This window comes from Streptomyces kanamyceticus (assembly GCF_008704495.1).
Lineage (GTDB): Bacteria > Actinomycetota > Actinomycetes > Streptomycetales > Streptomycetaceae > Streptomyces > Streptomyces kanamyceticus.
The window spans coordinates 7,705,104-7,722,625 of sequence record NZ_CP023699.1; the positions used below are offsets into that span (position 1 = coordinate 7,705,104).

Consider the following 17,522-nt stretch of genomic DNA (forward strand, 5'->3'; position numbering starts at 1 on the left):
CCGCAGGGCGATAGACAGCAACCTGGCGGGTAGGAAGGAGTACTGCCTACCCACCAGGTCCGCTACCTCAGCACTCGTAGCGAGTCGTGTGCTTGAACGACGACGTCGCGCCGTCGAACCCGTACGTCCCCCGGTACGCCGGCGGATTCTGGTACTCGCCCACGATCGTGATCGTGTTCGCGCAACTGCCCTGCCCGGCCCGCTTCGCGTCCAGGCGGATCGTCTCGCCGATCGTGCCGCCCGTGATGTCCCACGGGGCGCCGCAGATGCCGGAGGTGATCTGGCCGCCGGTCACCACGTGCGGATAGGTGTTGGGGTTGTACTTCACCTCGATGGCGAAGGTGACGGCCCCGGCGTGGAGCGTGAGCTTGCAGTCCGTCGACAGGGCCTCGGCCGACACGTCGGCGACCTGCGAGGCGAACGCCTCGTCGCGCGTCTTGACCTCGGCGCCCTGCGGATTGTGGAAGCGGTGCTCCGTCCGCGTCTGGCCCTTCTGCTTACGTGCCTGAGTGGTCATGGAAAACCCTCCTTCCGTCCTGACCGTCAGGCCAGCAGCTCGGCGATCTCCACGCGCAGCAGCGCGCGGACGTTCTCGATGTGGTTGAGCACGGTCACGGTCGAGGACCCGGCGAAGAGCAGGCCCACCGCGACGTCGTCCTGCGAGGCGACCAGCGAACCGGAGTCGCCGCCCGCCGAGATGTTCGTCGTCAGGATCTGGTCCTTGAAGCGGGCGGTGCCCGCCGTGCCGTAGTTGACGTCGATCGTCGCGTCGACCGCCATGATCCGGCCGAAGCTGATGTTCGTCGTCCTGCCGGTCTTCTTGACCAGGTCGCCGACGGCCACGTTGGCCTTGCGGCGCCAGGCGCGCGGCGCACCGCTGAAGTACTGCTCGCGCGTCGCGTCCTGGAAGTCGACCGCGCCGAGCGCCGCGTCCACCACGTTGTTGTGCCGCTCCAGCGGGATCTGCGGGGCGAACTGGATGGTGATGAACCGGTCCAGGGTCGCGATGCGGTCCGCCGGGTCGGTGCCGCCGTCGAAGACGCCGGGCTGCACGATCGCGCTGCCGAGCTGCGCCCGGTTGGAGTCGGCGAGCACGTGGTTGTTGGAGAGGATGTAGAACTTCGCCGGTACGCCGAGGCCGGAGCCCGGCGGGTCGACGGAGGCGCCGGGCAGGAAGTCGTAGACGACGCTGCCGAGCGTGCCCGCGGTCACCCGGACGTTGCCGACCGAGAAGCCCGAGGGGCACGGGCGCATCCGGCGCTTGAGCAGCTGCGGTTCGAACGCGCCGCGTCCGATGAGCTCTTCAAGCTGCGGCTGGCCGAGGCCCGCGAGCTGTTCGCTGACGCTGCCGTCGGGGCCGTACGTCACCGAGGAGCGGTCCTCGGCGCGGCGGCCGCCCGGCCTGCTCTGGCCGCGCTGTGCCGCGATGTGGCCGACCGCGATGATGTCGGTCGGGGTGCCGTCGTCCATCTGGCGCGGGATGACGTCCCGCTCCGGAAGCATGGACTCCGGGACCTTCTGGGTGACGAACACCAGGACGGCGGGTTCGCCGGTGGGCTCTCCGTCGGTCCACTTCACGCCGTGGCCGAAGCCGACCACGTTCGCGAGCGGCTGCTGCGGCCGCAGGAAGTCGGACATCGCCTGCTGGCGCGAGCTGTCGCTGACTTGACCGCCGGTGGGTCCTCGCATCAGTTCGGGCTGGCTCACCACGCCAGACCACCTCTTCCTCTGTGAAGGGTGGGAGTTCCGGACGGTGCCCGTGCGTCGCTCTCGCTACGCCTCGCCGTGCTGCGCGTCGACCTCGCCGATGGCGAGTACGCGTACGGGGACACCTTCGAGCACTTCCGGAACCACGTCTTCGTCACGGAGCCGGTCGCGGGGCACTCGGTGGGTGACAAAGACGACGATCACGTCCTGACCCGAGTGCTCGTCCCTCCCGGTGCCGACGCCGGTGACATTGGCCAGCCTCATCAGCCGGCTCTCATGGAGGCTGCGTGCCTGATGTGCGTCCACTCGGCTCGCCTCCCCGTGCGGGTGGTGCGGCGCTCCACGTGGTGATGTCTATTGCGGCGGGCATCGCGGGTCAAGGTGTTCTGCGTTGATTCTTCGCTTTGCGGGTGATCCACGCCTGTTGACCTTGTTTACGAAGTCCCGCCGCGGCCGAGGTCGCGGCCGCGGCGGGACGTTCTTTCAGGTACGAACTTTCAGGTACGAAGATGCGAAGCCCCGTTGAGGTCGAGGACCGTCCCCGACGCCCACTCGGCGACCGGCGACGCCAGCCACAGCACCGCCGCCGCGATCTCCTCCGCCGTGCCCGCGCGCCCGAACGGGCTCTGCGCGCGGATCGCCTCGCCCTCGGCCCCGCTGAGGCGGTGCGCGACGCGCTCCGTCCCGAAGAACCCGGGCGCCACCGACGCCACCGCGATCCCGTACGGCGCGAGCGACACGGCGAGCGACTGGCCGAGCGCGTGCACCGCCGCCTTCGTCGCGCCGTACGCCGGGTGGTCGGGCTCGCCGCGGAAGGCGCCGCGCGAGCCGATGTTCACGATCCGGCCGCCCGTCCCCTGGTCGATCATGCGGCGGGCCGCGAGGTGGCTGAGGTTCGCCGTGGCGAGGAGGTTGACCGAGACGTGCTGTTGCCACAGCGCCGCCCAGTCCTCGTACGACGTGTCGGCGAGCGGATGCGGCAGGTTCACGGCGGCGTTGTTCACCAGGACGTCGATGCCGCCGCCGAGCCCCTCGGCCGCACGGCCCGCGACGTCCGCCGCGCCCGCCGGGTCCGACAGGTCGCCGCCCACCAGGACGTGCCCCTCGCCCGCCAGCGAGTCGAGCGTCGCCCGCGCCTCGTCCTCGCGCGAGCCGTAGTGCACGGCGACGCGGTCGCCGTTCTCCGCGAAGGCGCGGGCGAGCGCGCGGCCGAGACCCCGGGACGCCCCGCTGACGAGGACACGGCGGCCGGTGGCTGGCAGGTTCACGGGCAGGTTCATGGAATGAGGCCCCTCGACGTCGAACGGTGTTCAACCGCCGTTTATACGCGAGCGGGACCGTGGCGCCGACAGCAGCCCGGCCACCTCCCCGTCCTCGCGTCCTCAGGAGTAATCATGTCGCTCACCCGCAGGGACTTCGCCAGACGCTCCGCGGTCACCGGCGCGGGCGTCGCCCTGGCGGGCAGCGTCGGCGCGCTCGCCACCGCGCCCGGCGCCCTCGCCGCCACGGAGACCGAGGAACTCGACGGAGCCGAAGGGCACGGTGACGCGGCGCGCGGCCACGGACACCACGGCCCCGGCTACGGCCCGCTCCTGCCCGACCCGGACGGGCTCCTCGCGCTGCCCGCCGGATTCTCGTACCGCGTCATCACGCACAGCGGGAAGACCAGGCTGGAGAGCGGCGAGTTCACGCCGTCCAACCACGACGGCACCGCCGCCTTCCGCGGCCCGCGCGGCACCACGCTCCTCGTCAACAACCACGAGCTGAGCGGCCCCCGGAGCAAGTGGCAGAACCCCGTCCCGCTCACCGAGGGGCTCGTCTACGACCCGGCGGCGTCCGGCGGCTGCACCGTCGTCGAGGTCCGCCGCGACGGGCACGTCGCCGAATGGGTCGGCATCGCGGGCACCGCCACCAACTGCGCGGGCGGCAGCACTCCTTGGGGCACCTGGCTCACCTGCGAGGAGACCGAGGACAAGGCCGGTCAGAACGGCATGACCAAGGACCACGGCTACGTCTTCGAGGTCGACCCGGTCGACGGCCGTGCCAACCGCGCCCCCAAGCCCGTCAAGGCGCTCGGCCGCTACGCCCACGAGGCCGTCGTCGTCGATCCCCGGCGCGGCCACCTCTACCTCACCGAGGACGCGTCGAAGCCGAACGGCCTCCTCTACCGCTGGACCCCGCCGCACGGCTTCGAACACGGCCGCGGCAGGCTGCGCACCCTCGCCGACGACGCGGGCGTCCTGAAGGCCGCCAAGTGCTACGACTCCGGCGGCCGCTTCGTCGACGACCTGTCCCGCGCCACGAAGACCGGCACGGTGTACGGCGTGGACTGGGCGGAGGTGCCGGACCGCGACGCCCGCACGGTGCCGGTGCGCGAGCAGTTCGACGACGGCGACATCACCAGGGCACGCAAGCTCGAAGGCATGTGGTGGGGCGACGGCGGCGTCTACATCGTCTCTTCCTTCGCCCGCTCCGAGAGCCCCGTCCCGCACGACGGGCAGGTGTGGTTCTACCACCCGGGCCGCCGCACGCTGACGCTGAAGGTGCTGCTCGGCGTCAACCCGGACCCCGGCAAGGACGGCGCCTTCGACGGGCCCGACAACATCACCGTCTCGCCGTACGGCGGCCTGGTCATCGCGGAGGACGGGGAGGGGATCCAGCACCTGTTCGGCGCGACGGAGAGTGGCCGCACGTATCCGATCGCGCGCAACGAACTCAACGCTGGGACCCCGGAGAAGCCGGAGTACAGCGAGTTCACCGGCGTCACGTTCTCGCCCGACGGCCGGACGCTCTACGCCAACATCCAGACGCCCGGCATCATGCTGGCGATCACGGGGCCGTGGAAGCGGCAGCGGCGCTGACGCGGCGCCGGCCGACCGCGTTCACGACCTGACCGCTGTCTTCCGGGGGGCGCGGATCGTGTGCAGGGTGCGGTCCGCGCAGATGTGGAGGAGGCCGTCGTGTGCCGCTGCCAGGGTCATGCGGGACGCGGCGGGTACCGGGGCCGCCCAGGCCACCTCCCCCGTACGGGCCCGCAGCGCGTGGACCCCCCACGCGCCCCCGTCGGCCGCGCCGCCCGGCTCCGGTCCCGACACCAGGACGAGCCCGTCGGAGACCAGCGGCACGCCGTCCTCGATCCACTCGTATCCCGGCCGCGACCAGCGCTTGCGGCCCGTATCCGCGTCAAGGGCCTCGACGCCGCCGGGCCCCGCGGCGATCACCAGACCGTCCGTGGCGCGCGGCGTGACCGTCGTGCCGGACTCCACGGGCCGGTCCCACACCGTACGGCGGTCGCCCAGGTCGACCGCCTCGATCCGGTCGTCCGTGGCGAAGTAGCCGATCCCCTCGGCACCGGGATGGACCTGGGGACGGCGGGCCCCGTTCTCGACCTCCCGGTCCACCGTGCCGTCGGACGCCTTGAGGACGACCAGCGGGTCCCCGTGCGCGTACCCGTCGGTGCCCGGCTTGCCGGGATCCTGCGCCGCGGCCGCCACGGCTATCCGCCCGCCCGCGTCGTCCACGCCGAGAACGCCCGCCGCGCGCCCCTCGTGGAACCAGAGCTCGTCCCCCGTACGCGAGTCGAATCCGTACGCCCGCCAGGGCCTGTCCCAGGTGCCGCGCCGCTCCCACCGGGTGCCGTACGGCACGTACGTGACCAGGCAGGCGACGCCGTCCGCCACGGTGAACAGGCCGTGGCTGCCCTCCAGCTCGCTGCTGGGGGCGTCCAGGGGGCGTGGCGGCCGGTGCCGGTTGCGGAGCAGGACGCCCGACGTCCACGCCGTGCGGCCGCCCGCCGCGCGCAGGACGATCAGCTCCGGCTCGATCAGGCTGTCCCGCAGCACATAGACCAGGTCGCCGTTCGTCCGCACGCTCCGCAGGTTCTCCTGCGGGTAGGTCCAGCGCACCGTGTTGGTCGCCGCGTCCAGGCGGGTGAGCCCGGCGTCGTCTAGCACGTACAGGTCGTCGCCGCCGCGCAACAGGGCTCCGCCGTACGCGACTTCACCGATGTCACGGCTCCAGATCACCTCACCGACGGGCGGCCGCGGCGCCCGGCGCTTGTCGGCACCGGCCCCGCCGTCCTCGCCGTCCCCGCGGAACAGGACACCGGCCGTCGTGGTCCCCACGGCCGCGAGGGCCGCGCCGCCCCAGGCGAGGAGGCGGCGCCGGGAGGAGCGGGGCGGAGGCGGGGGCTCGTCGCGCGGGGCGGCGGGTGCGGTGGATTCCGCGGTTCCCGCGGCATCCGTGGGCTCGCCGGTCCGCACCGGCGCCGTCGCCGTCGGCGGTCCTACGGGTCCTACGGGTCCTACCGGACCCACCGGCGCCGACGGTCCTAGCGCCCCCACCGGCTCCACCGGCGCCGACGGCTCCACCGGCCCCGACGGTGCGCCGTCCCCGTCCCCGTCCCCGGCCCCGCCAGGCGGCTCCGCACCCTCCCCGAGCAGCTCCGCGACCGCGTCCTCGCGGCGCCGGATCAGCCCCGCCACCGGCTCCTGCTCCCACCACGGCTCGTCCGGCGCGCGCTCACCGCACCAGGCGAGGACCTCGGGGACCGTGGGCCGGTCCGCGGGGTCCCTGGCGAGGCAGCGGCCGAGGAAGGCGACCCAGTCGGGGCCGGGGACGCCGAGGAGGTCGGGCTCGTCGTGCAGCGTGCGGTGGAGGACCTCGGGCGCGCCGCCCGTGCCGAACGGGCCGCGCCCCGTCGCCGCGACCGCGAGGACCGCGCCGAGCGCGAACACGTCGGCGGCGGGCCCCGGCCGCACGCCCCTGGCCAGCTGCTCGGGGGAGATGAAGCCGGGGGAGCCGATCGCCTCGCTCTCGGCGGTGAGGCTCGCGTCGGCCGCGCTCTTGGCGATGCCGAAGTCGATGATCTTGGGTCCGTCGCGCGTGACGACGATGTTGGACGGCTTCACGTCACGGTGCACGAGGCCCGCCGCGTGCACCGCCCCGAGGGCCTCGGCGAGCGCGGCGCCCAGCGTGGCGAGTTCGGCTGGGCCGAGCGGCCCGTGCGCGGCCACCGCCTTCGGCAGGCCGGGCCCGGCGCAGAATTCGATGGCGAGCCACGGCTGTTCCGCGTCCGGGTCGGCATCGAGCACGGCGGCGGTGTACGGCCCCGTGACGGCCCGCACGGCGAGCGCCTCGCGGCGGAAGCGCTCGCGGAACTCCGGGTCGGCGGCGAGGTGCCCATGGACCGTCTTGACGGCGACCGGCCGTCCCGACGCGGACCGCGCCAGGTGGACGCGGCCCATGCCGCCCTCGCCCAGCAGCGAGACGATCCGGTACCCGCCGACCTCCACGGGCCCTCCTTCCAGGGGCACCTGGCCCCTCGCGCGACAGACGACATGACAGACGACCCGACGCACTGTGCGACGCCCGTGAGGCATCGTACGGTTGCGTCCGCCGGGAAATCACCGGGAGGCCGAAGGCCGCGAAAAACCTTTGGCGCCCCGCCAGTTCACTCTCCTAAAGTGAGGAACGTCCAGGTGCGCAGGCAGGACCTACTTCCACTCATCATGGGGAGGAGGCGGGTTCGAGTCCCGTCACCGGCATTTCAGGCCGGTGTAGCTCAGGGGTTGAGCACCATCGTCGGTTCCGCCGAAATGAACTCTGGACACCCATAACTTCATGTTCTTCCCCGCACCTCCCGGTGCGTCGGCCGCGACTGCTTCCTTTTCCTGGATCACGCCGCCACCAGCCTTGATCTCGGGAGGCTCAGCGGCTGGTGTGTGCCCGGTGCGCAGGCCGCGGATACTTCTCTTGCTCAGATGGTTGCGGGTTCGAATCCCGTCATCGACTTCGGGTCGATGTAGCTCAATCCGGTAGAGCATCCGATATGAATTCCGTCGCCGATCTCTGAACTCGGGCCCACTCCTGCCGCATGATGCCCCCCCCGCAACGTAAATCACGATGAATTCGGGGGAATTCTCATGGCACGCTTCAACACCAAGTCCGTCAAGGCGCTCATCGCCTCTCCCGTGAAGTCGACGGGCCGCACCACGCACACGTATGAGGGCGGCACCGGACATCTGCGCGAGGCGCGCTCCGAACTCTTCCTGCTCGCGGTCGCCAACTTCGTGTCCCAGCAGACCTTTTACGAGACCGGTGACCGCCGCGATGACCGCTTCGTCACGCTCGTGCGCCGCCTCGCCGTCCAGGACCCGGCGTGGACCGCGGGCCTGCTCGGCTGGCTGCGCGGCGACGGCAACATGCGCACGGCCTCCCTCGTCGGCGCCGCCGAGTACGTCAAGGCACGCCTCGACGCGCACGCCACGGCAGGGCCCACGGGCCGTCAGGTCGTCGCCTCCGTACTGCGCCGCCCCGACGAGCCCGGCGAGTTCCTCGGCTACTGGACGTCGACGTACGGCCGGAACATCCCCAAGCCCGTCAAGCGCGGCGTCGCCGACGCGGTGCGCCGCCTCTACGGCGAGAAGTCGCTCCTGAAGTACGACACCGCGTCCAAGGGCTACCGCTTCGGCGACATCCTCAACCTGGTGCACGCGGCCCCCGACCCGGACAAGCCGTGGCAGGGCCCCCTCTTCCGGTACGCCCTGGACCGGCGCCACCACCCGGAGACGGCCGTGCCGCCCGAGGGCGCGCGCGTGCTCGCCGCGCACCGGGAGCTGATGGCGCTGCCCGTCGACGCGCGGCGCGCGGTGGTCACCGGGCCCGGTGGCGCCGAGCGGCTCGCCGCCGCGGGCATCACCTGGGAGGCCCTCGCGGGCTGGCTGCAAGGGCCGATGGACAAGGCGGCCTGGGAAGCCGTGATCCCGTCGATGGGCGCCATGGCGCTGGTCCGCAACCTGCGCAACTTCGACGAGGCGGGCGTCTCGGACGAGGTCGCCGCGAGTGTCGCGGAGCGGCTCGCGGACCCCGAAGCCGTCGCGCGGTCGCGGCAGTTCCCCTTCCGCTACCTCGCCGCGTACCGGCACGCGCCGTCGCTGCGCTGGTCGTACCCGCTGGAGCGGGCGCTCGGCCACTCGCTGACGAACGTCCCTTCGCTGCCGGGGCGCACGCTGATCCTGGTCGACCGCTCGGGCTCGATGTGGGCGCCGCTCTCGAACCGCTCGCAGCTCAACCGGGCCGACGCGGCGGCGGTCTTCGGCACGGCCGTCGCACTGCGGGCGGCCAACGCGGACCTGGTCCAGTTCGGCACCACCAGCGACCGGGTGAAGTACCGCGCGGGGGAGTCCGTCCTGAAGGTCCTCGGCCGCTTCGGCGACCTCGGCGGCACCGACACCACCGCGACGGTGCGCCGCTTCTACAAGAAGCACGACCGGGTCCTGATCGTCACCGACGAGCAGGCGGCGTACAACCACCACGGCGACCCGACCGAGCAGGTGCCGAAGGACGTGCCCGTCTACACCTGGAACCTGGCGGGTCACCGCGCGGGCCACGGCGCGTCCGGCACGGGCAACCGCCATGTCTTCGGCGGCCTTTCGGACGCGGCGTTCCGCATGGTGCAGCTGCTCGAGGCGGGGCGCGATGCCGACTGGCCGTGGCGGGACGCGGCCTGAGGCAGGGCCCTCGGGTGCTCTTGTCCCTCCCGGAGCCGGGGATCTAACGTCACGATCCCCGACTCCGGGAGGCTCCCGTGTCCGCACCCCTCGACACCTACCAGCGCTATCCGCTCCTCTTCGGGCCCTCGCCCGTGCACCCCCTGGAGCGGCTCACCCACCACCTCGGCGGCGCCACGCTCTGGGCCAAGCGGGAGGACTGCAACTCCGGCATCGCGTACGGCGGGAACAAGACCAGGAAGCTGGAGTACCTGGTCGCCGACGCCCTCGCGCAGGGCTGCGACACGCTCGTGTCGATCGGCGGCGTCCAGTCCAACCACACCCGCCAGGTCGCCGCGGTGGCGGCCCGCGCCGGGCTCAAGTGCGTGCTGATCCAGGAGAGCTGGGTCGACTGGCCCGACTCCGGCTACGACAAGGTCGGCAACATCCAGCTCAGCAGGCTCGCGGGCGCCGACGTGCGCCTGGTGCGGGCCGGGTTCGGCATCGGCGTCAAGGAGAGCTGGGAGCGGGCGGTGCGCGAGGTCGAGGAGGCGGGCGGCAGGCCGTACGCGATACCGGCGGGCTGCTCCGAACACCGGCTCGGCGGCCTCGGCTTCGCGCAGTGGGCGTACGAACTCGTCGAGCAGGAAAGGGACCTGGGGGTCTTCTTCGACACCGTCGTGGTCTGCTCGGTCACCGGATCCACGCAGGCAGGCATGGTCGCGGGCTGCGCCGCGCTCGCCGAGGAGGGGAACAGGCCGCGGCGGATCCTCGGCATCGACGCCTCCGCCGAGCCGGACCGCACCCGCGAGCAGATCACCAGGATCGCCCGCTCCACGGCGGACCTCATCGGCGTGTCCCGGGACGTGGCGGCGGACGTCGAGCTGGACGAGCGCTATCACGCGGGCACCTACGGCCTCCCCGACGAGGCGACCCTCGACGCGATGCGCCTGGCCGCGCGGACGGAGGGCATGGTGACCGATCCGGTCTACGAGGGGAAGTCGATGGCGGGCCTCGTCGACCTGGTGGCCAGGGGTGAGATCCCGCGCGATGCGACCGTGCTCTACGCCCATCTCGGCGGGCAGCCCGCCCTCAACGCCTACAGCTCGCTGTTCTGAACGTACGGAGCGTGAGCGGCGAAGCGCGGAGCGTTATCCATGTAGCCCGTTCGGGTCGTGTCCGGGGCCGGCGGGCAGTGTGCTGCGGCTGCGTTTTGTGTGTCTGTTCCATACCGATGTGAGGGCGGTGTGAGCTCGAAGCATGGTGCGCCGGGTCTCCGGGGGCGCATACTGCGAACATGACGAGGCCCCCCGGCTCGCGCCGCCACCTGCCGAACAGTCCCTTCAACGTGCCCGCTCCGCCCGCACCACCCGTAGAGCAGTTCGCCGTGGGCGACCGGGTCTCCCACGACCAGTACGGACTCGGGAGGATCGTCGGCGTCGAGGGAGAGGACGCGGTGGTCATCGACTTCGCCGGACGCCAGGGACGTTTCCTGAGCCCCTACCCGAAGCTGGCCAAGCTCTGAGTCCGACCCTGTGCCTGTGACCTGACACACATGAGGGCGGCGGACCGCGCATGCGGTCCGCCGCCCCTCATGTGTCGCTCCAGGACCTTTACAGCGCCTGCGCCGAGGGCTTCACCATGCCGCGCACCGTGCGGGACTTCACGAACTGTCCCATCGCGGTCATCTCCCACTCGCCGGTGAACTGCTTGATCAGCTTCGCCATCATCACGCCGGTCTGCGCCTCTGCGTTGGTCAGGTCGAAGCGGACCAGCTCCTCGCCGGTCGCCGCGTCGATCAGACGGCAGTACGCCTTGGCGACCTCGGTGAACTTCTGTCCCGAGAACGAGTTCACCGTGAAGACCAGGCCCGTGACCTCCTGGGGGATCCGGCCGAGGTCGACGACGATCACCTCGTCGTCACCGCCGCCCTCGCCCGTGAGGTTGTCGCCGGAGTGCTTGATCGCGCCGTTCACGATCGAGAGCTTGCCGAAGTAGCAGCTGTCGATGTGGTTGCGGTTCGGGCCGTACGCGATGACGGAGGCGTCCAGGTCGATGTCCTTGCCGCGGAACGCGGGCTCCCAGCCGAGGCCCATCTTGACCTGCGAGAGCAGCGGGCGGCCGCCCTTGACCAGGGACACCGTCTGGTTCTTCTGGAGGCTGACCCGGCCCTTGTCCAGGTTGATCTTTCCGGCGCCGGGCGCGGGGGCGGCGGGCGGCGCGGCGGGCGCGGGCGGGGCGGCCAGGCGCGGGTCCGCGACGGGCGGCGGGGGGCCCTGCACGGGCTGGCCCACCGGGGGTGCCATCGGGGGCGCCGGAGCGGCGGGAGCGGCGGCGGGAGCGGCCGGGGCGGGCTCCTCCACCGAGACGCCGAAGTCCGTGGCGATCCCGGCGAGGCCGTTGGAGTACCCCTGGCCGACGGCGCGGGCCTTCCACGCGCCGTTGCGCAGGTAGATCTCGACGATCACCAGGGCCGTCTCGGCGCCGAGCTGCGGCGGGGTGAAGGTGGCGAGCACCGAGCCGTCGTCCGCGTTGCGAATGGTGGCCGTGGGCTCGACGCCCTGGAAGGTCTGGCCCGCCGCGTCCGGGCTCGCGGTCACGACGATCTTCTCGATGCCGGGCGGCACGGCGGCCGTGTCCACGGTGACCTTGTCGGGGGTCGTGCCGCCGCCGGACTGGTAGGTCACACCGGGGCCCGAGGGCTGGTTGAAGAAGATGAAGTCGTCGTCGGAGCGCACCTTGCCGTCGGCGGTGAGCAGCAGGCCCGATACGTCGAGCCGCACGGGGGCGGCGACGTCCACCGCCACGCGGGCGGCGGTCAGCGGGATGTTCGAGCCGGGGGTCATAGCTGTCATGCCGGGAGTAACGAGCGACCCCGCTTTGCCGTTCCCTTACCCGCGGCGGGATTTTCTCGGCTGCTCGCGGCGGGATTTCCTCAGCCCCGGTTGCGGGCGTGCGACCGTGCCGAGCGTTCGTTGCCGCGCTTGTAGTTGCCCGTCCAGCGGGCCATCACCAGCTGTGCGTCGCCGCCCTCGGCCTCGGCGATGAACTGCTCGGCGCGCGCCCCGCGCAGGGTCCCCGCGGCACGGGCGCCGTGGGTGATGACGACGCTTCCGTCGGAGCGCTGTTCGTAGGTGAATCCATGAGGTCTCGGCATGGCCGGGAGCGTACGTCCCGGCCATGGCGAGCGGTACCGGATTACGGCACCACGACGATCTTCCGCCCCGCCCCGGAGGCGAACCGGTCGAGCGCCTGCGGGTAGGAGTCGAGCGGCAGCCGGTCGCTGATGAAGACGTCCGGGTCGAGCACCCCTCCCGCGAACAGCTCGGCGGCCCGCTCGTAGCTGTGCAGTACCGCCATCGAGCCGGTGATGGTGATCTCCTGGTTGTAGATGCGGTACGGGTCGATGCTGACCCGCGTCGCGTAGTCCGAGACGCCGAACTGCAGGAACGTGCCCGCCTTGGCGACCCGGCCGAGACCGTCCTGGATCGCCGCGGCGTTGCCCGTCGCGTCGATCACCACGTCCCAGCCCTCGGGCCTGTCGAGTTCGTCGGGCCCGGCCGCGGAGGCGGAGACGCCGAGGTGCTTCGCCGTGGCGAGCCGCTCGGGGTTGAGGTCGACCACGTCGACGGAGGCGGCGCCGGTCCGCTTGGCCAGTTCCAGCATCATCAGGCCCATCGTGCCCGAGCCGTAGATCAGGACGTGTGCGCCGAGCCTGGCCTGGAGGACGTCGTAGCCGCGCACCGCGCAGGAGAGCGGTTCGATGAGGGCCGCGTCCTGGGTGCGTACGTGATCGGGCAGCCGGACGCAGTTGGCGGCGGGCGCCAGGGCGTACTGGGCGGCGCCGCCCGCGGTGGTCACCCCGATCGCGGCCCACCGCTCGCAGAGGTTGCCGCGCCCGGCCCGACAGTACCGACACTCGTGACAGTGCAGGGACGGGTCCACGGCGACGCGGTCGCCGATCGCGAGATCGCGCACGTCACGGCCGAGCGCGGCGACGGTGCCCGCGAACTCGTGCCCCGGCACCACGGGGAGGGTCGGGGCGAACTCGCCCTGGCGGATGTGCAGATCGGTGCCGCACAGGCCGCACGCGGCGACCTCCACGACGACATCGCGGGGTCCTGGCGTGGGGTCGGGCACCTCGCCGACGACGACTTTGCCCACCGACTCGACGATCGCGGCCTTCATTTCACAGCTCCCAACGACAGGCCCTGGACCAGCTTGTCCTGGGCGGCGAACCCCGCGGCGAGCACCGGCAGGGAGATCACGAGCGACGCGGCGCACACCTTCGCCAGGAACAGGCCCTGGCTGGTGATGAAGCCGGTCAGGAAGACGGGTGCGGTCTGGGCGACGACGCCGCTGAGCACCCGGGCGAAGAGCAGTTCGTTCCAGCTGAAGATGAAGCAGATCAGCGAGGTCGCGGCGATCCCGGGCAGCGCGATGGGGGCCACCACGCGCGCGAGGATGGTCGGCAGGCGCGCCCCGTCGATCTGCGCGGCCTCGATGATCGCCTTGGGCACCTCGGAGAGGAACGACTGCATCATCCACACCGCGATCGGCAGGTTCATCGAGGTGTAGAGGATGACGAGCAGCCAGATGTTGTCGAGCAGGCCGGTGTTCTTGGCGAAGAGGTAGAGGGGCAGCAGGCCCGCCACGACCGGCAGCATCTTCGTCGAGAGGAAGAAGAAGAGGACGTCCGTCCACTTCTTCACGGGCCTGATGGACAGGGCGTACGAGGCGGGCAGCGCGAGCACGAGCACGAACAGCGTCGAGACGACCGACGCCACCGCCGAGTTGATCAGCGAGGGCCAGGGGCTCGCGCCGCCGCCCGCCCCGAAGAAGTCGCGGTAGCCGTCCAGGGTGAGCGAGGCGGCGAGCGAGGGCGGGTTGGTGGCGGCGTCCTGCTCCGAGTGGAAGGACGTCAGGGCCATCCACGCGATGGGCAGGAAGAACAGGATCCCGGCGAGCCAGGCCACCAGACCGAGCGCCCGCCCCTTCACGGGGGACTTCGAGGGGGACTTCGCGGGGGACTTCAAGGAGGACGAGGAACTCAACGTGACACCTCCTCACGGAAGAGGGACGAGACGACCCGCAGGGCGAAGGTCGCGATGATGATCGAACCGATGACGACGAGGACGCCCGCCGCGGAGGCCAGGCCGTTCTCGTGGGCCTGGTAGAAGCTCTGGTAGACGGTGTAGGGCAGGTTGGCGGTGCCGAGGCCGCCCGAGGTGATCGTGAAGACGGCGTCGAAGTTCTGCACGATGTAGATCGAGCCGAGCAGCGCGCCCAGTTCGAGGTAGCGGCGCAGGTGCGGCAGCGTCAGATGGCGGAAGACCTGCCAGTTGTTCGCGCCGTCCATGCGGGCGGCCTCGATGAGTTCGGTGTCGCGGCTCTGCAGCCCCGCGAGGAGGATCAGCATCATGAAGGGCGTCCACTGCCACACCAGGGACGCCTCGATGGCGAGCAGCGGGGTGTTGGAGATCCAGTCGGGCTGGCTCGCGCCGTCGCCGCCGACCCAGTGCAGGAGGCCGTTGAAGAGCCCGTACTCGGGGTTGTAGAGCACGTGCTTCCACAACAGCGCGGCGGCCACGGGCACCAGCAGGAACGGCGCGATGAGCAGGGTCCGCACGAGCCCCCGGCCCCGGAACCTCCGGTCGAGGAGCAGCGCGAGGCCGAGCCCGATGACCAGGCTCGCGATGACCACGGAGGCGGTGAGCAGGATCGTCGTCAGGACGGACTTGCGCAGGTCGGGGTCGGTGAGGACCTCGGTGTAGTTGGCGAACCCGGTGAAGCTGCGGGCGTCCGGGTAGAGGGCGTTCCAGTCGAAGAAGGAGATCACCAGGGTCGCCACGAACGGCAGTTGGGTCACGACGACCATGAAGATCAGGGCGGGCAGCAGCGGGGCCCTGGTGGCCCAGGCGCGCAGCCGTCCCGGTGACCCCGGCGTGCGGGCGGTCGGCACGCGCGTGTGCCCGGCGGCGGTGGTGCTCGCGGTGGAGGTGCTCGCGGTGGAGGTCATCGTCCCTCGTACTCCTCGGAGATCTTCTCGGCGAGCTCCTGTGCCGCGTTCAGGGCCGATTCGACGGATCGGCGTCCCGCGATGGCCGCGCTGATCTCCTGGGAGACCTTGGTGCCGAGGTCGGTGAACTCGGGGATGCCGACGAACTGGATGCCGGGCGCGGGCCGCGGCTGCAGTCCCGGGTCACGGGGCCGCGCGCCCTCGATGGCGGCGCGGGTGACGTCCTGGAAGGCGGCGGCTTCCTTGCGGTAGGCGGGGTTCGCGTAGGTGGAGGCACGCTTGCCCGCGGGCACGTTCGACCAGCCGATCTTCTCGCCGACCAGCTCCTCGTACTCCTTGCCGGACGCCCAGGAGATGAACTTCCATGCCTTGTCGGGGTTCCTGGACGCCTTCTGCAGGCCCCACGCCCAGGTGTAGAGCCACCCGGAACTCCTCGTCCGCTCCACCGGCGCGGGCACGTAGCCGATCTTGCCCTTGACCGGGGACTTGGCGGCCTCGAGGGATCCGGCGGCGGCCGTCGCGTCGTACCACATGGCGGTCTTGCCCTGGGTGAGGTTGTTGAGGCACTCGGCATAGCCGGACTGGGCGGCTCCCGACTCGCCGTGCTTGCGAACGAGGTCTACGTAGAAGCGCGTTGCCTTTTCGAACTCGGGGGAGTCGAGCCGTGCCTTCCAGCTCTTGTCGAACCAGGTGCCTCCGAAGGTGTTCACCACGGTCGTCAGCGGGGCCATCACCTCGCCCCAGCCTGGCAGCCCGCGCAGACAGATGCCCTTCATCCCCGGCTGCGCGCCGTCCACCTCGGCGGCGAGCTTCGCCACCTGCCGCCAGGTGGGCTTCGCGGGCATGGTCAGGCCCGCCTTCTTGAAGACGTCCTTGCGGTACATCAGGAAGGACGACTCTCCGTAGAAGGGCTGTCCGTAGAGCTTGCCGTCGTCGCCGGTCAGGGACTGGCGCATGGGCGGCAGGATGTCCTTCTCGTCGTAGCCCTTGTCCTGGCGGGCGTACGAACCGACCTCGTGCAGCCAGCCGTTCCTGGCGTAGATCGGGATCTCGTAGTTGCTGAGCGTCGCCACGTCGTACTGCCCCGCCTGGTTGGCGAAGTCCTGGCTGATCTTGTCGCGGACGTCGTTCTCGGGCAGGACGGTGAAGTTCACCTCGATGCCCGTCTCCTTGGTGAAGTGGGCGGCGGTGAGCTTCTGCAACTCCACCATCTGCGGGTTGTTGACCATCAGCACGTTGATGGAGTCGCCGCCTGAACCGGTCCCGCCCGCGCCGGTCCAGCAACCGGTGAGCAGCGGGGCGAGCAGCGTCCCTGCGGCGGCCGCGGCGAGCGCGCGCGGCATGGGTCGGCTCCGGGTTCGCATGAATCGCTCCTGGACATAGGGGGATCAATGGGGTGGGTGAGGGTGTGCGGGAGGCCGCGCTGAGCAGCCGGAGGGGTGGGGACGGAGGGCGGGGAGGGGAAGGGCGCGTCAGGCGCGGACGACCTGCGGCCCGAGCAGGGAGTACCGATGGGCTTCGGACGCGGGCAGCCGGCCGCCCGTGACGATCGCGTCGAGGTCGCCGACCCCGGCGAACCGGCAGAAGCTGCTCGCCCCGAACTTGGTGTGCACGCCCAGGAACACGGTGCGCCGCGAGGCCCGGATGGCCGCCGCCTTCACCTCGCTGACCGCCGGATCGGGCGTGGTGAGGCCGTGCTCGCGGGAGATTCCGTTGGCACCGATGTACGCCAGGTCGATGACGAACCCGGCCAGCATGCGGGTCGTCCAGTGGTCGACGGTGGCGAGCGTGCCGGGGCGCACCCGGCCGCCGAGCAGCAGCACCGTGATGTTCTCGGCCTCGGCGAGCGCGCCCGCGGTGGCGAGCGAGGCGGTGACCACGGTCAGCGCGCGGCCCGCCGCGGCCGCGGGCAGCGCCTCCGCGACCAGCTGCGGGGTGAACCCCTCGTCGACGAAGACCGTCTCGGCCTCGCCGAGCAGCTCGGCGGCGGCGGCCGCGATGCGCCGTTTCTCCGGGACGTGCATGGTCGTGCGGAAGGCGAGGGTGGTCTCGAAGCCCGCGCTCTCCACGGGGTAGGCGCCGCCGTGGGTGCGGCGGACCAAGCCGTGGTCCTCCAGGGCCCGCAGATCGCGGCGGACGGTCTCCTTGGCGACACCGAGCTCGGTGGCGAGCGCGGTCACGTCGACGGAGCCGGAGTGGCGCGCCGCGCTGACGATCTGCCGCTGACGCTCTTCCGCGGTCATCGGTGCCACCTCTTCCCCGGGGTCGTGCGGTGCCCGTTCGGGCCCTGTGGGGAAGTTCTACAG

Annotated in this window: 17 protein-coding genes; 4 read left to right on the forward strand and 13 right to left on the reverse strand. The window is 71.5% G+C overall.

The genetic code is table 11. The annotated features are described in order from the left end of the window. Positions 1-67: 67 nt before the first annotated feature. From CP970_RS33425 to CP970_RS33440, 4 genes are all read right to left on the reverse strand, one after another. Positions 68-517 carry a hypothetical protein gene (locus tag CP970_RS33425; RefSeq protein ID WP_055543595.1) on the reverse strand — a complete coding sequence of 150 codons (450 nt, stop codon included), beginning with the start codon at positions 515-517 and terminating at the stop codon, positions 68-70. 26 nt (positions 518-543) lie between these two features. Continuing rightward, the gene (locus CP970_RS33430; RefSeq protein ID WP_224058866.1) at positions 544-1,707 is read right to left on the reverse strand and encodes a S1 family peptidase; all 1,164 of its coding nucleotides are present in this window, start codon (positions 1,705-1,707) and stop codon (positions 544-546) included. A gap of 66 nt (positions 1,708-1,773) precedes the next feature. After that, positions 1,774-1,971 carry a hypothetical protein gene (locus CP970_RS33435; RefSeq protein ID WP_055543596.1) on the reverse strand — a complete coding sequence of 66 codons (198 nt, stop codon included), beginning with the start codon at positions 1,969-1,971 and terminating at the stop codon, positions 1,774-1,776. 233 nt (positions 1,972-2,204) lie between these two features. Beyond that, on the reverse strand, positions 2,205-2,987 hold the full coding sequence (locus CP970_RS33440; RefSeq protein ID WP_055543597.1) for an SDR family NAD(P)-dependent oxidoreductase: 783 nt from the start codon (positions 2,985-2,987) through the stop codon (positions 2,205-2,207). A 114-nt stretch (positions 2,988-3,101) separates the two neighbouring features. Between CP970_RS33440 and CP970_RS33445 the strand changes: the two genes are divergently transcribed. After that, the gene (locus CP970_RS33445; protein WP_055543598.1) at positions 3,102-4,568 is read left to right on the forward strand and encodes an alkaline phosphatase PhoX; all 1,467 of its coding nucleotides are present in this window, start codon (positions 3,102-3,104) and stop codon (positions 4,566-4,568) included. Positions 4,569-4,589: 21 nt separating this feature from the next. On the opposite strand, the gene CP970_RS45585 is transcribed toward CP970_RS33445, so the two are convergent. Together CP970_RS45585 and CP970_RS33455 are read right to left on the reverse strand one after the other, a co-directional pair. Next, complete coding sequence (locus CP970_RS45585) at positions 4,590-7,001, reverse strand: protein kinase domain-containing protein (protein WP_263406804.1); 2,412 nt, start codon at positions 6,999-7,001, stop codon at positions 4,590-4,592. Positions 7,002-7,244: 243 nt separating this feature from the next. Beyond that, entirely contained in the window at positions 7,245-7,532 is a 288-nt protein-coding gene (locus tag CP970_RS33455) for a hypothetical protein (RefSeq protein ID WP_150494348.1), read from the reverse strand. 99 nt (positions 7,533-7,631) lie between these two features. On the opposite strand from CP970_RS33455, the gene CP970_RS33460 reads away from it, so the two are divergent. The 3 genes from CP970_RS33460 to CP970_RS33470 all read left to right on the forward strand — a co-directional run bounded on the left by CP970_RS33460 (position 7,632) and on the right by CP970_RS33470 (position 10,722). Next, on the forward strand, positions 7,632-9,218 hold the full coding sequence (locus tag CP970_RS33460) for a TROVE domain-containing protein (RefSeq protein WP_055549864.1): 1,587 nt from the start codon (positions 7,632-7,634) through the stop codon (positions 9,216-9,218). A 77-nt stretch (positions 9,219-9,295) separates the two neighbouring features. Next, positions 9,296-10,315 (forward strand): 1-aminocyclopropane-1-carboxylate deaminase, encoded by a 1,020-nt coding sequence (locus CP970_RS33465; protein ID WP_055549865.1) that lies wholly within the window; start codon positions 9,296-9,298, stop codon positions 10,313-10,315. 179 nt (positions 10,316-10,494) lie between these two features. Then, positions 10,495-10,722 (forward strand): CarD family transcriptional regulator, encoded by a 228-nt coding sequence (locus tag CP970_RS33470; RefSeq protein ID WP_055549867.1) that lies wholly within the window; start codon positions 10,495-10,497, stop codon positions 10,720-10,722. Between the two features lie 88 nt (positions 10,723-10,810). Here the strand turns inward: CP970_RS33470 and CP970_RS33475 are convergent, their stop codons facing one another. The 7 genes from CP970_RS33475 to CP970_RS33505 form a co-directional block, all read right to left on the reverse strand. Continuing rightward, positions 10,811-12,043: a TerD family protein gene (locus tag CP970_RS33475; RefSeq protein ID WP_191095093.1), complete on the reverse strand. Its 1,233-nt coding sequence runs from the start codon at positions 12,041-12,043 to the stop codon at positions 10,811-10,813. 89 nt (positions 12,044-12,132) lie between these two features. Next, on the reverse strand, positions 12,133-12,354 hold the full coding sequence (locus CP970_RS33480) for a hypothetical protein (protein WP_055551632.1): 222 nt from the start codon (positions 12,352-12,354) through the stop codon (positions 12,133-12,135). A gap of 41 nt (positions 12,355-12,395) precedes the next feature. Beyond that, positions 12,396-13,385 (reverse strand): zinc-dependent alcohol dehydrogenase family protein, encoded by a 990-nt coding sequence (locus CP970_RS33485; protein ID WP_055551635.1) that lies wholly within the window; start codon positions 13,383-13,385, stop codon positions 12,396-12,398. Beyond that, positions 13,382-14,233: a carbohydrate ABC transporter permease gene (locus CP970_RS33490; RefSeq protein ID WP_055551637.1), complete on the reverse strand. Its 852-nt coding sequence runs from the start codon at positions 14,231-14,233 to the stop codon at positions 13,382-13,384. Before CP970_RS33490 ends, CP970_RS33485 begins: the two co-directional genes overlap by 4 nt. A 14-nt stretch (positions 14,234-14,247) precedes the next feature. Beyond that, positions 14,248-15,216 carry a carbohydrate ABC transporter permease gene (locus tag CP970_RS33495; RefSeq protein WP_055551639.1) on the reverse strand — a complete coding sequence of 323 codons (969 nt, stop codon included), beginning with the start codon at positions 15,214-15,216 and terminating at the stop codon, positions 14,248-14,250. Then, entirely contained in the window at positions 15,213-16,580 is a 1,368-nt protein-coding gene (locus tag CP970_RS33500) for an ABC transporter substrate-binding protein (protein ID WP_055551641.1), read from the reverse strand. The genes CP970_RS33495 and CP970_RS33500 overlap by 4 nt, the downstream gene beginning before the upstream one ends. A 108-nt stretch (positions 16,581-16,688) precedes the next feature. Then, the gene (locus tag CP970_RS33505; protein ID WP_055553663.1) at positions 16,689-17,459 is read right to left on the reverse strand and encodes a DeoR/GlpR family DNA-binding transcription regulator; all 771 of its coding nucleotides are present in this window, start codon (positions 17,457-17,459) and stop codon (positions 16,689-16,691) included. Positions 17,460-17,522: the final 63 nt, after the last annotated feature.

Bases quoted from the DNA above. Each gene is read 5' to 3' on its own strand.
- CP970_RS33425 (WP_055543595.1), bottom strand. From the start codon at position 517: ATGACCACTCAGGCACGTAAGCAGAAGGGCCAGACGCGGACGGAGCAC.
- CP970_RS33435 (WP_055543596.1), bottom strand. From the start codon at position 1,971: ATGAGGCTGGCCAATGTCACCGGCGTCGGCACCGGGAGGGACGAGCAC.
- CP970_RS33440 (WP_055543597.1), bottom strand. From the start codon at position 2,987: ATGAACCTGCCCGTGAACCTGCCAGCCACCGGCCGCCGTGTCCTCGTC.
- CP970_RS33445 (WP_055543598.1), top strand. From the start codon at position 3,102: ATGTCGCTCACCCGCAGGGACTTCGCCAGACGCTCCGCGGTCACCGGC.
- CP970_RS33455 (WP_150494348.1), bottom strand. From the start codon at position 7,532: ATGCTCTACCGGATTGAGCTACATCGACCCGAAGTCGATGACGGGATT.
- CP970_RS33460 (WP_055549864.1), top strand. From the start codon at position 7,632: ATGGCACGCTTCAACACCAAGTCCGTCAAGGCGCTCATCGCCTCTCCC.
- CP970_RS33470 (WP_055549867.1), top strand. From the start codon at position 10,495: ATGACGAGGCCCCCCGGCTCGCGCCGCCACCTGCCGAACAGTCCCTTC.
- CP970_RS33475 (WP_191095093.1), bottom strand. From the start codon at position 12,043: ATGACCCCCGGCTCGAACATCCCGCTGACCGCCGCCCGCGTGGCGGTG.
- CP970_RS33480 (WP_055551632.1), bottom strand. From the start codon at position 12,354: ATGCCGAGACCTCATGGATTCACCTACGAACAGCGCTCCGACGGAAGC.
- CP970_RS33485 (WP_055551635.1), bottom strand. From the start codon at position 13,385: ATGAAGGCCGCGATCGTCGAGTCGGTGGGCAAAGTCGTCGTCGGCGAG.
- CP970_RS33495 (WP_055551639.1), bottom strand. From the start codon at position 15,216: ATGACCTCCACCGCGAGCACCTCCACCGCGAGCACCACCGCCGCCGGG.
- CP970_RS33500 (WP_055551641.1), bottom strand. From the start codon at position 16,580: ATGCGAACCCGGAGCCGACCCATGCCGCGCGCGCTCGCCGCGGCCGCC.
- CP970_RS33505 (WP_055553663.1), bottom strand. From the start codon at position 17,459: ATGACCGCGGAAGAGCGTCAGCGGCAGATCGTCAGCGCGGCGCGCCAC.